Source organism: Streptomyces axinellae (assembly GCF_039532135.1).
GTDB classification, from domain to species: Bacteria; Actinomycetota; Actinomycetes; order Streptomycetales; family Streptomycetaceae; genus Streptomyces; species Streptomyces axinellae.
In genome coordinates this window covers 1-14,395 of sequence record NZ_BAAARJ010000031.1, presented here as the reverse complement: position 1 = coordinate 14,395, position 14,395 = coordinate 1, and the positions used below count along the sequence as shown (strand labels likewise).

Sequence of the window (14,395 nt, the reverse complement as noted above, 5' to 3'; positions counted from 1 at the left end):
CTGGCGCAACAGCGACAGGGGCTCTTGCACCGAGAGATTACCCAACAACTCTCTCGGGTGACGAACAGGGGAGTGCCTTGCGCCGGACGGACGGACGGACGCACGCACGGATGCATGGACGCATGGACGGACGTACGCGCGCGTATGAGGACGTATGAGGAAGGACCGTGGTGTCGGCTCCACAATCAGCGAGGGCGAACGGCGTCGCCCCGGCCCCGCTCCTCGTCGTCATCGACCCGGTCGCACGGCTCACGGACGGTGAGTCCGTGCGTATCGCGCGCGATGTGCTGCGCGCCGGTTCGCCGGGGCTGAAGGTGTGCCTGCCCGAGGCGCCGGAGGAGGCGGCCCGGGCGCTGGCCCGGCGGGGCGGCAGGCGGCCGGTGCTGGTCGGCAACGACCGCGCCCTGCTGCGTGCCGTGCAGCTGCTGCACGGCGAGCGCGAGCTGGCTCAGGCCGCGCTGTCGGTGGTGCCGGTCGGCAACGGGCCCTCGGTGGCGCTGGCCCGGGGGCTGGGGCTGCCGCTGGACGCGGTCTCGGCGGCGCGCTCCGTCTTCAGCGGGGCCGAGCAGCCGCTCGACCTGCTGGTCGATGACGGCGGCGACGTCGTACTCGGCGGACTCCGCATCCCCGCGCTCCCGCCCCCGGCGGGACCGTCCCCATCCCGGGCCGGGGACGGGGACGGGTACGGGGCCGGGGACGCCGGTGAGGCGGACGGTCACGGCGGGGTGGGAGGCGGCGGGCCGGGCTCCGGGTACGGCTCCGGTCCGCAGGTACCCGGCACCTTCGGCGGCCGGGGCCAGGGGCGGGACCAGGACAGAGCCAGGGACCAGGACCAGGACCGGGTCCCGGAGCGGATGCCCAAGTGGGAGCCCGGGCCCCCGTGGCGCCGGGTGTGCCACTCGCTGGTGCGTACGGTGCTGCCGCCGAGCGTGCGCGCGGCGGCGGGGCGGGGCGGGGATGCGATGGCCGAGCCGTTCGCCGGGGTGCCGCGGCCGTCGCCCGTACCACCGGAGGCGCAGCCGCTGCGGGTGGAGGCGGACGGCGAGCTGCTGGCCGACCTGGACGACCCGGTGGCGGAGGTCTCGGTCCGCACCACGGACGGCGGGGGCCTGGCCGAGGTGACCGTGCGGCCGGGCACCGGCCCCGCCATGGACCCCTCCCCGGTGCGGGCGCTGGCGCGGGCGGTCACCGTCTCCGGCGGAGAGTTCCGCTACCGCGCCGACACCACCCGGGTGGGCGGCCCGGTATGGACCCGCACCTGGACGGTTCTGCCGCGCGCCTGGCGGCTGGTGCTCCCGCGCCAGGGCTGAGCCCGGTGCCGGGCCGAGGGCCCGGCGTCCGGACGCTCAGCTGCGGGGGCCCCGCTCCGGTGCCGGTGCCGGGCGGCCGGGGGCGGCGTCCCGGGACTCGTGCCAGCGCTTGAGCAGGGCTTCCAGTTCGGACTGCAGGAAGCTGAGGAACTCCGCGCTCTCGTTGACGCGGCGTCCGCCGGGGGTGTCCTTGCCGAGGGTGCGGGCGCCGGTACGGAGGGTGGTCTGCCAGCGGGTCAGGAGGTTGTCGCGGTTGAGCAGCGTGCTGTACCAGACGTCGTGGTGCAGCAGATAGCGCTCGCGCCGGGAGCCGCGGTCGCGCTGGCGGCTGATCATGTTGACCTGGGCGAGGTAGCGGACGGCGCCGGAGATCGCGGCGGGGCTGGCTTGGAGGCGTTCGCTCAGCTCGGCCGAGGTCAAGGCGCCTTCCTCGGAGGCGAGGAGGCAGGCGAAGACGCGGGAGGCCATGCGCTGCATGCCCGCTTCGGTGAGGTCGGCGGCGAAGCGTTCGACGAAGGGGGAGACGTTCTCGTCGTAGTGCCGCCGGGTCTCCTCCTCGTCGGGCTCTCCCGGCACGTCCGGCCCGGTCCCGTCGGCGGCACGCGTCCCGTCGGCGGTACGCGTCCCGTCGGCGGCACGCGTCCCGTCGCTCGCGCTGGTCTCCGTCCGTTGTTCTGCCACGTCGTTCAGCTTCTCCCTGCTCGATGTTCCGTGAAAGACCCTAACGCTTCCTTAACTTCACAAATTTGTGAATCACGCTTAGTTTCCCAACCATGAACGCCGCCACCACCGCGACCGCTTCCACACCGGCCTCGCCGAGCCCGCCGGACACCGCGATCTCCGTCTCGGGGCTGGTCAAGACCTTCGGCAGGACCCGCGCGCTGGACGGGCTCGACCTGAAGGTCGCCACCGGCGAGGTCCACGGCTTCCTCGGCCCCAACGGGGCGGGCAAGTCGACCACCCTCCGCGTCCTGCTCGGGCTGCTGCGCGCCGATACGGGCACGGCCCGGCTGCTGGGGGCCGACCCCTGGGCGGACGCGGTCGCCCTGCACCAGCGCCTCGCCTACGTCCCCGGCGATGTCGAGCTGTGGCCCAACCTGACCGGCGGCGAGGCCATCGACCTGCTCGCTCGGCTGCGGGGCGGCATCGACCAGGGCAGGCGGGCGGAGCTGATCGAGCGCTTCGACCTCGACCCCACCAAGAAGGGCCGCACCTACTCCAAGGGCAACCGGCAGAAGGTCGCCATCATCGCGGCGCTCGCCTCCGACGCGGAGCTGCTGCTGCTGGACGAGCCCACGGCGGGCCTCGACCCGCTGATGGAGGTGGTCTTCCAGGACGTGATCCTCCAGGCGAAGGCCGCGGGCCGCACCGTCCTGCTCTCCAGTCACATCCTGTCCCAGGTCGAGAAGCTCTGTGACCGGGTGAGCATCATCCGGCTCGGCAAGATCGTCCAGTCCGGGACGCTCAGCGAGATGCGGCATCTGACCAGGACCACGATCGAGGCCGAGACCGTCCCCCGGCCTCCGGACGGGGAGGATCCCGGTGCCCGCCTCACCGGACTCGGCGCTCTGCCCGGCGTCCACAACCTGCGTACCGAGGGAAACCGCGTCCACTTCGCCGTGGACGGCGCCCACCTCGACGCCGCCGTACGGTACTTGAGCGCACTCGGCGTACGCAGCCTCGTCAGCCACCCGCCGACCCTGGAGGAGCTGATGCTGCGTCACTACGGCGACGAGCTGGCCGCCAACGGGCACGGGCACGAACCCGGGCGCGAACAGGGACACGAACCCGGGCACGGACACGGCGTGGACGGCATCGAAGCGGGCCCGGCCGCCGAGGGCACGGACCGTGCGGACGGCGACAAGGGCGACGCGGAGGCCACCACGCGATGAGCACCGCCACCGATGCCGCGCCCCGCCCGCCCGGGGCCGCGCGCCGCCGCGAGTCCGCCCGCGGGAACCCCCTCGCGGGCACCGGCACCCTGGTCCGTTTCGCGCTGCGCCGCGACCGGGTGCGCCTTCCCGTATGGGTTCTGGCGGTCCTCCTCGTCTCGCTGTCGGGCATCGGCAAGGCCCGGACCATGGCGCCCGACGACCCGGACAAGGCAGCCGACATGGTCAAGACGCTGAGCGGCCCGGCCATGCTCGCCATGACAGGACCCGCGCACAACCTCTCGGAGTTCACGCCCGCCGCCGCCCTCAGCATGCTGATGCTCGGCTACGGCGCGATCCTGGCCGGACTGATGAGCGTGCTCACCGTCGTACGGCACACCAGGGCCGATGAGGAGACCGGTATCGCCGAGCTGATCCGCTCCGGGGTCGTGGGCCGGCACGCGACACTCACCGCGGCCCTCGTCACCGCCGCGAGTGCCAATGTGGCGCTCGGGCTGCTGCTCGCCGGAACGCTGCCGGGCGCCGGGCTCGACGGGACGACGGCGGGCGGCGCGCTCCTCTACGGCGCGGCCCACACCGCCGTCGGCCTCGTCTTCGCGGGCGTCGCCGCCGTCACCGCCCAGCTGAGCGCCCACGGCAGGGCCGCCGCCGGGATGGCGCTGAGCGTGCTCGGCGCGGCCTACGCGCTGCGCGCGGTGGGCGACGTGGGCAGCGGCGGTGCGGGCGATACGGGCGGTACAGGTGATACGGGCGATATCGGCGGTACGGGCAGTGCCGGGGCGGTCTCCTGGCTCTCGCCCATCGGCTGGGTCCAGCGCGGCTACCCCTTCGTCGAGGACCGCTGGTGGCCGCTGCTGCTCGCCCTCGCGGCGGCCGTGGTGACCGGCGCCGCCGGATATGTGCTCAGCACCCGGCGGGACGTGGGAGCCGGACTGCTGCCGCCCCGGCCGGGCAGCGCGCGGGCCACCCGCGCACTCACCCACCCGCTCGGCCTCGCCCTGCGGCTCCAGCGCGGGCTGCTCCTCGGCTTCGGCGCGGGGCTGGTGCTGCTCGGCGCGATGTACGGGTCGCTGCTCGGCGACATCGACACCATGCTCGACGACCTCGGCGGCGACATACGCGAGGCCCTCACCCGGGCGGGCGGCTCGCTGTCGGAGTCCTTCGCCTCGACGGTCATGCTGGTGCTCGCCGTCGTCGCCTCGCTCCACGTCGTCATGGCGGCGCTGCGCCCGCGCGCGGAGGAGACGGCCGGCCGCGCCGAACCGCTGCTGGCCACCGGACTCTCGCGCTCCCGGTGGGCCGGCTCGCACCTGGCGGTGGCGCTCGGCGGCGGCACGCTGGTGCTGCTGGCCGGTTCGCTCGGCCTCGGCCTGGCGGGCGCCGCCGCCACCGGGGACGCGGGCCTGCTCGTACGGCTGCCGGGCGCGGGGCTCGCCTACGCGCCCGCGCTGTGGGTGACCGGCGGGGTGGCGGCGCTGCTGTTCGGCTGGGCGCCGAGGGCGACGGCCCTCGCGTGGCTGGTGCCCGTCTACGGCTTCGTCGTCGGCTACCTGGGCAAGCTCCTGGACCTGCCCGGCTGGCTGAACGACCTCTCGCCCTTCGGCCACGTCCCCGAACTGCCCTCCGCGGACCTGCGCTGGACACCGGAGCTGCTGCTCGCCCTGGTGGCGGCCGGGCTGCTCGCGGCAGGGCTGGCGGGCTTCCGCCGCAGGGACCTGGAGACGAAGTGACGTGAGGGAGAGGAAGTGACGGGCGGGAGAGAGAGTGAGGCGTCGGCGCCTCACTCCCTGCCTTCGTCCGCCGTGTTCGTCCGTCGCGTTCCTGCGTCAGGTCGCTCTGTGCGTCCGTGGATCAGGTCACTCCGTGCGTTCGTACGTCAGGCTGCGGCCGTCGGGGAACTGCCGCCGCAGGGAGTCGCCGTCCAGCCGCAGGGTGGAGGCGGCTCCTGCCTGGCAGGCGCCGCGGGATACGGACCTGTCCACCTCCGGCGGGCCGATCCGTACCGGGTCGATGCCGGTGCCGACGGAGAAGACATCCACGTCCGCCTCGCAGCGCTCGGTCCCGTTCGAGATCATCGAGAGGCCCTTGCCGTCGATGTCGTCGGGGCCGATGGTCAGCGTCTGGTTGCCGCCGCCGGCCAGCGGGCGCCGCCAGGTGCCCACCAGCGACTCGGGGATCCGCTCCGGCCCTGGGACCTTGCGCAGGGTCGCCGCGCGGCCTCCGGCCCGCCACTCCAGGGTGTCGGGGGTCTTGGCCGTCAGCGTGTGCTCGCCGATGGCCGAACACTTGCCCTCGGGCACGCTCTTGACGACCTTGGTGTCCAGCCGCAGCCCGTCGTTGTGGCCCGACCCGGGCTTGTCCGTCAGCTTGGCGTCGCTCTTGCACTCGTAGTTGGTGCCCAGGCTGGTGCTGTTGGCGACGACCTCGCCCACCTCGCCCTTGGTGATGACGAAGCGGCGGTGCTGTCCCGTCGGCCGGCCGTCGCGCTCGACGGGGCCGACCCAGGTGCCGACGTACTCGGCGGGCACATCGGATTCCGACCGCGCTTCCTTCCGCGGTCCGTCGTCGCCGCCGCCCAGCGGGCCCAGCCCCGTACCGGCGGCCACTCCGGCGCCGACCAGTACCACCACACCGGCGGCGGCCAGCAGCGCCCGCCCCACCCGTCGGGGGCGGCGGTCCGGGGCACCGGATTCGGTTTCGCCGGTCCCGTCCCCCGCGCCGTCGCCGGTGACGTCGGAGCCGGGGGGTGCCATGAGCGGGGAGGAGGACGCGTCCGCCGGAGCCGCGGCGTCCGGCCCGGAGAGGGCTCCCGCGTCCGCCGCGTCGGCCGCACCCGTTGCCGAAGGCGCCGCGGCTGACGGCGCTGCCGAAGCTGCCGAAGCCGGTGAAGGGGCCGAGGTGTCCGGAAGTGCGGCGGAGCCGGGGCGTCCTGAGCCCGAGGGGGGCGTTTCGGCGTCGAGCAGTTCGGCGGCGTGGCGGCCCAGTTCGGCCAGCAGTCCGGCGGGCAGCCACGGCGGCGCCGAGGCGCCGGTCGCGATGGGCTGCACCCGTTCGATGACCTCTTCGGGCGCGGGCCGGTCCTCGGGTTCCTTGGCGAGGCAGGCGGCGATCAGCTCGCGCATCGCCCGGATGTCGCGCGCGGACCCGGCCAGGCCGCCCAGCCCGGCCAGCCCGAGCGGCTCGCCGGACGTGTCCAGTCCGCCCGGTTCGCCCGGCCCGTCCGGACCACCGGGCCCGTCCGGACCGCCGGGCCCGTCCGGACCCCCGGGCTTTCGCGGGTCAACGGGCTTGTCGGCCAGGCCCGCGAGGTCCGGCTCCTCGGAGACGATGCGGAACATCACCGAGTGCACGCCCCCGGCGCCGGACGGGGTACCGAAGGGCGGGCGGCCCGTCGCCGCGTAGGCGAGCACGCCGCCGAGACAGAAGACGTCGCTCGCGGCGGTGACCGGCTCGCCGGTGATCTGCTCGGGCGACATGTAGCTGGGCGAGCCGACGACCATGCCGGTGGTGGTGAGCGTCGATTCGGGCACCTCGTCGAGCGCGCGGGCGATACCGAAGTCGATGACGCGCGGCCCGTCGATGGTCAGCAGCACGTTGGAGGGCTTCAGATCGCGGTGGACGACCCCGGCGCCGTGGATGTCCAGCAGCGCGGAGGCCAGGCCGTAGGCGAGGATCCGCAGCGACTCGGCCGGCAGCGGACCGTAGCCGAGCCGGTGCCGCGTCCCGGACCAGCCGCGCGTGCCCGCCACGATGACCTCGTCGAGCGAGGGGCCCGCGATGTAACCGGTGGCCACCCACGGGTGGTCGGCCTCGGTGTCGGCGTCCAGTACCGGCGCCGTCCACCGGTCACCGACGCGCCGCGCGGCCTCGACCTCCAGCCGGAACCTGGCCCGGAAGAGCGGGTCGTCGGCCAGCTCTCCCTTGACGAGCTTGACCGCCACGGTACGGCCGCCCGCCGAGCGCGCCAGATACACCCGGCCCATGCCACCGGCTCCGAGCCGGCGCAGGAGTCGGTACGCGCCTACGTAGGCCGGATCGTCCGACGTCAGGTCCGTCATGTGCTGCCCGCCCCCGGTGCTCGTGGTGGCCTTCCTCGCTTTGGTCCGAGGCTGTTTCTCACTTCACTGTCGGCTACGAATGTCACGGGAGGGCTGCCAACCGGCGACGCTTTGACGCTTGGACATGACGCTGTGTCATGAATTCGCTGCCTGTGTTCGCGCTTGTCCGGGTACCTGGGCTTGTGCCGTGGTGCCGGCCTCGGCGCCGGGCGCCGCCTGCCCCTTGGTGATCCGGTGCGCCACCGCGGCGGCGAGCACGGCGGCGACCACCCCGGCGACCGTGGCGCCCATCGACAGCGCGGCGGTGGAGGCGGCGGACTGGAGGCCGCGCCGCTCGTACCAGGAGACGGGGGCGGTCGCCAGCTGCCCCACGAAGAAGCAGAGCCAGGCGGCCCACCAGGAGTGGATCAGCCACTTCGCCGGGCCCTTGGACCCGGGTACGGAGGCGTGCCAGATGTCGTCGGCGATCCGCTTCGGCAGGTAGAGGAAGGCGACGGGAATGAACCAGGAGCCCACGGTCAGGCCCCTGCCGTGCCGGAACCCGTCCGGCTTCAGCGCCTCGCCCCGCAGCCGCGCGGCCCGGAACCAGCACAGCCACACGACGACGACCGGCAGCCAGAGGAGCAGCGTGAGGGCCTCGAACGTCAGTGACAGGGGCCGCAGCACGGTGAAGTCGTCGAGCGCGGCGATCTTCGCGTCGGAACCGTAGTCGGCCAGCGCCCTTTCGGCGTTCGCGGACACGTCGACCAGGACGAAGAGGTGGAGCACCAGCGGGGCCAGGAAGAGGCACAGCAGCCAGGTCAGCGCGCGCAGCAGCCCGCGCGGCGCGCGGGTCTCGTGCGGCGGCCTGACCCCCGGCCCGGGCACCCGGCCCGGCCCTGGTCCCGGGACCTGAGCCGGTCCCGGTCCCTGGTACAGCCCGGCCGGTGCGGGGCTCGGGGCGCTCGCGGGTCTCTGGAGGGGGACGTACGGGCTCGGCGGCCCGAAGATTCCCTGGGCCGGGCCGCCGGATCCGCCGGGGCCGTTGGGGCCGCCGGGGCCGTTGGGCGGGGTGGCGTAGGGGGACGGGGCGGCGTAGCCGGGCGGCGGGGAGTCGGGCACCTGTGCGGGCCCGAACCCGACGCCCGCGCCGGCGCGCGGACCCGCCCCCGCCCCCGCGTCCGTGCCTGGCCGGCGCCCCGCGTCCGTCGGGTGCCCCGCGTCCGGTGTGGCGCCGGCGTGGGGCGAAGCGGGGGCGTCCCGCAGGGCGTCCGCTGCCTCCGGGTCCTCGCTGTCGAGCAGGGCGACCGCGTGCCGGCCGAGTTCGGCCAGCACCTCGCCGGGGAGCCAGGCGCCGTTGGGGCCCGCGTCGGGGCCGAGTGCCGCCAGCAGTTCGGGGACCTCGGGGCGTCCCGCCGTGTCCTTGGCCAGGGCCCCGGCGATCAGCGGCAGCAGTCTTTCGGGGACGCCCGCCAGGTCCGGCTCCTCCTGGGTGACGCGGAACAGCAGCGAGTGGATGCCGCCCTCCTGCGTACCGAAGGGCATCCGCCCGGTCGCGGCGTACGCCAGCACGGCGCCCAGGCAGAACACGTCGCTCGCGGGGGTCACCCGCTCCCCCCGTACCTGTTCGGGTGACATGAAGCCGGGCGAGCCGACCACGACGCCGGTTCTGGTGAGGCCGCCGGAGGACTGGACGGCACCGTCCAGCGCGCGGGCGATACCGAAGTCGATGACGCGCGGCCCGTCGATGGTCACCAGCACGTTGGAGGGCTTCAGGTCGCGGTGGACGAGCCCCGCGCCGTGGATGGCGCCGAGCGCGTGGCCGAGTCCGGCGGCCAGCGCGCGCACGGACTTCTCCGGCAGCGGCCCGTACTGGACGTCCACGACTTCGGACAGCGAGGGCCCGGCCACGTAGGCGGTGGCCACCCACGGGGTGTCGGCCTCGGTGTCGGCGTCCAGCACGGCCGCCGTCCACGTACCGCCCACCCGCCGCGCCGCGCGGACCTCCTGGGCGAAGCGGCGCCGGAAGTCGGCGCTGCGTGCCAGCTGATCCTGCACGATCTTCACCGCGACGGTCCGGCCGCGTTCCGAACGCGCGAGGTAGACCCGGCCCATGCCGCCTTCGCCGAGCCTGCCCAGCAGACGGTAGCCACCGATCCAGTGGGGGTCCTCAGCGCTCAGCGCGTCCATAGCCGTATGCCCCCTCCTCATGGTGCGCATGAGGATAGGCCGTAGACGGATGCCCGTGCGAGTCGCGCCCACCGGAACCGTCCGGCCGCACCCGGTCCGCACCCGGCCGCATCCGGCCGCATCCGGCCCGCATCCGGTTGTACCCGGCCGCATCCGGCCGCGCCCGACCCCGGTGCCCATCCTTAACGTCGCAGGGAAGCCGCGTTAACCCGCGCTTCCCTACCTTCACCGGCATGGAAACGCTGAGCCAGTTCGGCACTCACCTCGCACTCGATCTCGCGGCGGTGCTGGTCCTGACGTTCGCCGTGTACTTCCCCAGGCACCGGCGACGGGACCTGCTCCCCGCGTATCTCGCGCTGAACGTCGCGCTGTTCGCGGTCGTCGCGGCCCTCGCCCGGGTCGGCGGCGACGGCGGGACGGCGCTGGGCTTCGGGCTCTTCGGCGTGCTGTCGATGATCCGGCTGCGCTCGGAATCCATCCAGAACGAGGAGGTGGCGTACTACTTCACCACCCTCGTCATCGGCCTGGTCGCCGGCCTGCCGCACCTGCCCTTCGGTCTCGCCGCCGCGCTGTGCCTGCTGCCCGTCGCCGTCCTCTACGGCGCGGACCACCCGCGCCTGTTCGCCCGCACCGGGCGCGCCGTCGTCACGCTGGACGCGGCCGTCACCGAACCCGAGGCCGTACGCGAACGGATCCGCGCGCGGCTGGGGGAGCCGCTGGCCTGGAAGGTCAGCGAGGTGGACTTCGTCCGCGACCTGACCGTGGTGGACGTCCGCTACCGCCGCCCGGCGCCGGTGCCGACGCCGTCGCCCACCTCCGCCGCACCCACGAGAACGCGCACCCCCACAAGAACGAGCACCCCCACAAGAACGAGCACCCCCACAAGAACGAGCACCCCCAGGAGAACGGGCGCCCCCGAGAAAACGGGCGGCCCCACACCAACCACCGCACTGTCGACCACCACTGCCGCTCACATGAGGGAGACCGCCCGATGACCGCGCTCATCACCGCAGCCACCCGAGTCGCCCCGGCCACCCGCGCGCTCGCCCGCGCCGCGCTCGCCGCGCACCCCATCGGCCTGGCCGACGTCATGGAGCGCGCCCCGCTGCTGGACCGCTACGACCGCTGCTACCTCGTCCCGTCGCACACCTTCCAGGACATCGCCGCACGGCTGACGGACCCGCACCGCGCCGAGCCGTTCCGGGCCCTGTCCATCGGCGGACGCAGGTGGTTCGGCTACCACTCCGTCTACTACGACACCCCCGGCCTGCGCGCCTACCACGACCACCGGCAGGGCCGCCGCGAGCGCTGCAAGATCCGCGAGCGGCTCTACGAGGACACGGGGGAGCGCCAGTTCGAGATCAAGGTGAAGGGCGGCCGGGGCCAGACCCTCAAGTTCCGCCGCCGCCTGGGCGAGCGTGCCCACGCCCTGGACGACGCGTCCCGCGGCTTTCTGCGCGAGACGCTGGCCGAAACCTACGGCGCCGACTTCACCGTCCCCGACGACCTGCGCCCCAGCCTGGTGACGGACTACACCCGCGCCACCTTCGTCGCCGACGGCCGGCGCATCACCTGCGACGCGGGGCTCGTCTGCCGCGACGCCCACGGCAACGAGGTGCGCGCGGCCCGCGACCTCGTGCTCGTCGAGACCAAGTCCTACGGCCACCTCACGGAGGCCGACCTCCTCCTTCACGAGTACGGCCACCGGGCGGCCGACTTCACCAAGTACGCCTCCCTGGGCGCCATGACCACCGCCCTCCCCTCCCACCGCTGGCACCGCTCCTTGCGGGAGGTCTTCACGGCGGCGTCACCGGCTTAACCGGTGACGGTTTCCTACGCTGTGTCGCCGCGGCTCTGGCCACCCCCGTCAGCCGAACTGCACGGGGGGCAGGTCGCGGTAGGGGCGCGCGATGGAGGAGTACTCCCCGAACGCGGCTGCTTCGGTTCATGGTTGTGTGAGTGAGCCCGCTCGCCCCTTGGCCGCGGCGCCCGCTACTCCACGAACGTCCGGGCCCACTCGTGGCGGCCCGAGCCGGAAGCGGTCCGCCACTGAACAACGGTCCCGTTCTGGCGAAGGAGTTGGCGTCCCGCTGTGCGCGGGTGGCGCCAACGGCGCACGCGGCGCGGGCGGGTGGGCCAGGTGGTCGGCACCGCACCTTCCCGGGGGCACACCGAGTCCGCTCAGCGGCTCCTCGGTCGTGGCTCCGGCCCCTGAAGCGCGCGCGGACCCTGAAACGCGGGAGTCACGGACGGCGTTGGCGAGTGCGGTGAAGGTGAATACGGCGGCGGTGGCGCGGAAGGCGTCGAGTCGCGGCCCTGGGTGGCGGAGGGAAGCGCGTCCAGGGCGGCTGCGGCGAGGTGCGCTTGTGCGGCAGAAGCCGACTGCTGTGGGGCCAGGGGGCTGTACTGCGGTAGCACGGATGGCGGTTCCTCGTTGACCAGGGGATCTATCGCGTCCCGTATGTCACGCAGGTCGTTCCCGAACTGTGCACTCCGACTCGCTATCACTTGCAGGACTTGAGCGGATGACGTCCCTTTGAGGCGCAATTTCAGCGGACTGACGCCGCGCGACAAATCGTGTGCCGTTTTCCTCCAGTGCGCTGTGGCTCTTTTCTCTTCCTGTATGACCTGTTGAATCTCCTCGCGCTGCTCCTGCCATGTGCCGAGATCCGCTGCCGTGTCCGTGTAGTTGTCCCGCAGGTGATTTCTGGAGTCCCTTAAATCCGCCATCCGCTTCCACTTGTCGCGAACGGCTCCTTCCGCTTCCCTCAACTCGTTCTCCACCCAGTTGGCGGCGGACCGCCGACGCCTCTCCTCCGCCATTTCGGTGAGACGCTCAAACGGTGATGGCATGGTCCCCTCCTGTCGATCGCGCGGAACCCGTATGTCCCGATAAGGGGCCTGGAAACTCTCCTGCGGGTCTCAACGGAGCCAGGGGCAAGGGAGTTCACCCCGCAGCGGGGGAGCCGGCGCGTCCCCCTGTCCCCAGCGCGCGCCATGCCCCCCGGCCCGCCCTTCCCGCCGCTGGCGTCGCTCCTTGCGGGAGGTCTTCACCGCGGCGTAACCGCCTTAACCGGTGACGGTTTCGACGTCGTTACCGCGGCCCTGGCCCCCGCCGCCCGGACGGCGTCCGCGCGTCGGGCGCCGCCGCACGTGCCGCCTCCCGCGCCGCTGCCCCGGCCCCACCTCGCTCCGGGAGCGCGGGCGTGATGTCCCCCTTATGGTGAAAACCGAAGTTCTGTCCATACATACCCCCGAGGGGCAGCATGAGGGACGACGACGCCGAGAACGAGCGGGACGAGCAGCCGGAAACCGACGAGGCGGCCCGGGACGAGGACGTGCCCGAGGGCGAGGACTGGGACGACCGCGCGGACGACGGGGAGGACGCAGGGGACGAGGACGCAGGGGACGACGGGGATGGCGAGTACGTCGAGGGTGAGCTGGCCGAGATGCCGGAAACCTCGGCCACCCGCACCTCCGAGGCGCCCGATGTCCTCCTCGACGTCCCGACGCTCCACGTCGAGGAGATCGACCTGGAGGTCGAGGATCTGCGAGCCAGGGTCTCCCTTCAGGCGGAGGTCCTCGACCTCCTCAAGCTCAACGTCGGCGCCGACGTGACGCTGGGCCGGGTCGAGCTGGACATCAAGGGCGTGGACGCCCAGGCGCTGCTGAAGGTCCGGCTCGACAACGTCGCCGCGATCGTCGGACGGGTGCTGTCCACGATCGACCGCAACCCGCAGATTCTGGAGCAGATCACCTCCGGGCTGGGCAAGGCGACCGAGAAGCTGGGCAGCGGCGCCGAAAGGGCCGTCGGGGAGCTGGGCTCGGGCGCGGGCAAAGCGGTGGAGGACGTCGGCGAGGGCGCCGGAGAAGCGGTGGAGAGCGTCGGGGAAGGCGCGGGCGGGGCGGTGGAGAGCGTCGGGGAGGGCGCAGGTGGCGCCGTCGAGAAGGTCGGCGAGGGCGCGGGCGGGGCGGTGGAGAGCGTGGGGGAGGGCGCCGGCGGCGCGGTGGAGGACGTCGGTGAGGGCGCGGGGAAGGCCACGGAGAGCGTCGGCGAGGGCGCGGGGAAGGCCACGGAGAACGTCGGCGAGGGGGCCGGGAAAGCCGCAGGTGAGGTCGGTGAAGGGGCGGGGAAGGCCGCCGAGAGCGCGGGTGAGGGCGCGGGCAAGGCGGCCGGTGACGTGGGCGAGGGCGCCGGGAAGGTCGCCGAGGGTGCGGGCAAGGCCACCCAGGAGGCGGGTGAGGGCGCGGGCAAGGCCACTCAGGAGGCGAGCCGCACCGCCGGCGAGACCGCCCGTACGGCTGGCAGGACCGCGCGCTCGACCGCCGGTTCCGGGCGGGAGGCGGCCGGTGAGGCATCCCGTACGGCCTCCCGTACCGCCTCGGAGTCCGCAGGCCGGACGACCAGAAGAGCCGCGAGGGAGACCGGCGGCCAGTCCGGCCGGGAGGCGAGCGGACAGCGCGGCAGGGAGACCAAGCGCGGGACCCGAACCGGGCGGGCCGCGCGGAAGAGCGAGGAGGCGTCCCGCAGCCGGGAGCGGGAACGCCCGCCGTGAAGAGCCGCGCCGGACGCGGAGCGCACCTCCACCCCGGACGTGGAGTTCACCTCCACCGTCGATGCCGAACAGCTCCGATTCGACGCGCCACCCGAGACCGACGTCCGGTTCCACGGATCCCCCGGCCGTGCGTCGGACTCCCGCAGTCGGCGCCACCATCTGCCCGATCCGGTCGAAGCCGACCACACGTACGACGACGTGAGCGTCGATTACCGCCTCACCACCCGTCTCCGGCGGGGCATCGACCGACTCCGGCGCGGCACGGACGGTCCGGACCACGAGCGGAACGGCAGCTGACGGGGGTGACGCGGCGACGGACGACGCGGCGACGCGGACGATGCGGCGACACGGCATACCGGCCCCCCACAGAGCCCCCCCCCACAGAGCCCCCCCACAGAGCCCCCCCACAG

10 protein-coding genes are annotated in these 14,395 nt (G+C 73.7%); 7 read left to right on the top strand and 3 right to left on the bottom strand.

Going from position 1 to position 14,395, the window contains the following annotated elements; translation table 11 throughout:
• The first annotated feature begins 170 nt into the window (after positions 1 to 170).
• On the top strand, positions 171 to 1,310 hold the full coding sequence (locus tag ABD339_RS31125) for a hypothetical protein (protein ID WP_344570519.1): 1,140 nt from the start codon (positions 171 to 173) through the stop codon (positions 1,308 to 1,310).
• A gap of 36 nt (positions 1,311 to 1,346) precedes the next feature.
• Here the strand turns inward: ABD339_RS31125 and ABD339_RS31120 are convergent, their stop codons facing one another.
• Positions 1,347 to 1,886 (bottom strand): GbsR/MarR family transcriptional regulator, encoded by a 540-nt coding sequence (locus ABD339_RS31120; RefSeq protein ID WP_344570555.1) that lies wholly within the window; start codon positions 1,884 to 1,886, stop codon positions 1,347 to 1,349.
• A gap of 197 nt (positions 1,887 to 2,083) precedes the next feature.
• Between ABD339_RS31120 and ABD339_RS31115 the strand changes: the two genes are divergently transcribed.
• Both ABD339_RS31115 and ABD339_RS31110 read left to right on the top strand, forming a co-directional pair.
• The gene (locus ABD339_RS31115; protein ID WP_344570518.1) at positions 2,084 to 3,202 is read left to right on the top strand and encodes an ABC transporter ATP-binding protein; all 1,119 of its coding nucleotides are present in this window, start codon (positions 2,084 to 2,086) and stop codon (positions 3,200 to 3,202) included.
• Positions 3,199 to 4,932, top strand: coding sequence for an ABC transporter permease (locus tag ABD339_RS31110; protein WP_344570517.1), 1,734 nt, complete (start codon positions 3,199 to 3,201; stop codon positions 4,930 to 4,932). Before ABD339_RS31115 ends, ABD339_RS31110 begins: the two co-directional genes overlap by 4 nt.
• Positions 4,933 to 5,058: 126 nt before the next feature.
• Here ABD339_RS31110 and ABD339_RS31105 read toward each other — a convergent pair whose 3' ends face one another.
• On the bottom strand, positions 5,059 to 7,260 hold the full coding sequence (locus ABD339_RS31105; RefSeq protein WP_344570516.1) for a serine/threonine-protein kinase: 2,202 nt from the start codon (positions 7,258 to 7,260) through the stop codon (positions 5,059 to 5,061).
• Positions 7,261 to 7,395: 135 nt separating this feature from the next.
• Entirely contained in the window at positions 7,396 to 9,429 is a 2,034-nt protein-coding gene (locus ABD339_RS31100) for a protein kinase domain-containing protein (protein WP_344570515.1), read from the bottom strand.
• Positions 9,430 to 9,662: 233 nt separating this feature from the next.
• Here ABD339_RS31100 and ABD339_RS31095 point away from each other — a divergent pair, with 233 nt between their 5' ends.
• The 4 genes from ABD339_RS31095 to ABD339_RS31080 all read left to right on the top strand — a co-directional run bounded on the left by ABD339_RS31095 (position 9,663) and on the right by ABD339_RS31080 (position 14,282).
• Complete coding sequence (locus ABD339_RS31095) at positions 9,663 to 10,424, top strand: DUF4956 domain-containing protein (RefSeq protein WP_344570514.1); 762 nt, start codon at positions 9,663 to 9,665, stop codon at positions 10,422 to 10,424.
• Complete coding sequence (locus ABD339_RS31090) at positions 10,421 to 11,248, top strand: polyphosphate polymerase domain-containing protein (RefSeq protein ID WP_344570513.1); 828 nt, start codon at positions 10,421 to 10,423, stop codon at positions 11,246 to 11,248. The genes ABD339_RS31095 and ABD339_RS31090 overlap by 4 nt, the downstream gene beginning before the upstream one ends.
• Positions 11,249 to 12,695: 1,447 nt before the next feature.
• On the top strand, positions 12,696 to 13,985 hold the full coding sequence (locus tag ABD339_RS31085) for a putative sodium/potassium/calcium exchanger (RefSeq protein WP_344570512.1): 1,290 nt from the start codon (positions 12,696 to 12,698) through the stop codon (positions 13,983 to 13,985).
• A gap of 39 nt (positions 13,986 to 14,024) precedes the next feature.
• On the top strand, positions 14,025 to 14,282 hold the full coding sequence (locus tag ABD339_RS31080) for a hypothetical protein (RefSeq protein ID WP_344570511.1): 258 nt from the start codon (positions 14,025 to 14,027) through the stop codon (positions 14,280 to 14,282).
• Positions 14,283 to 14,395 lie beyond the last annotated feature (113 nt).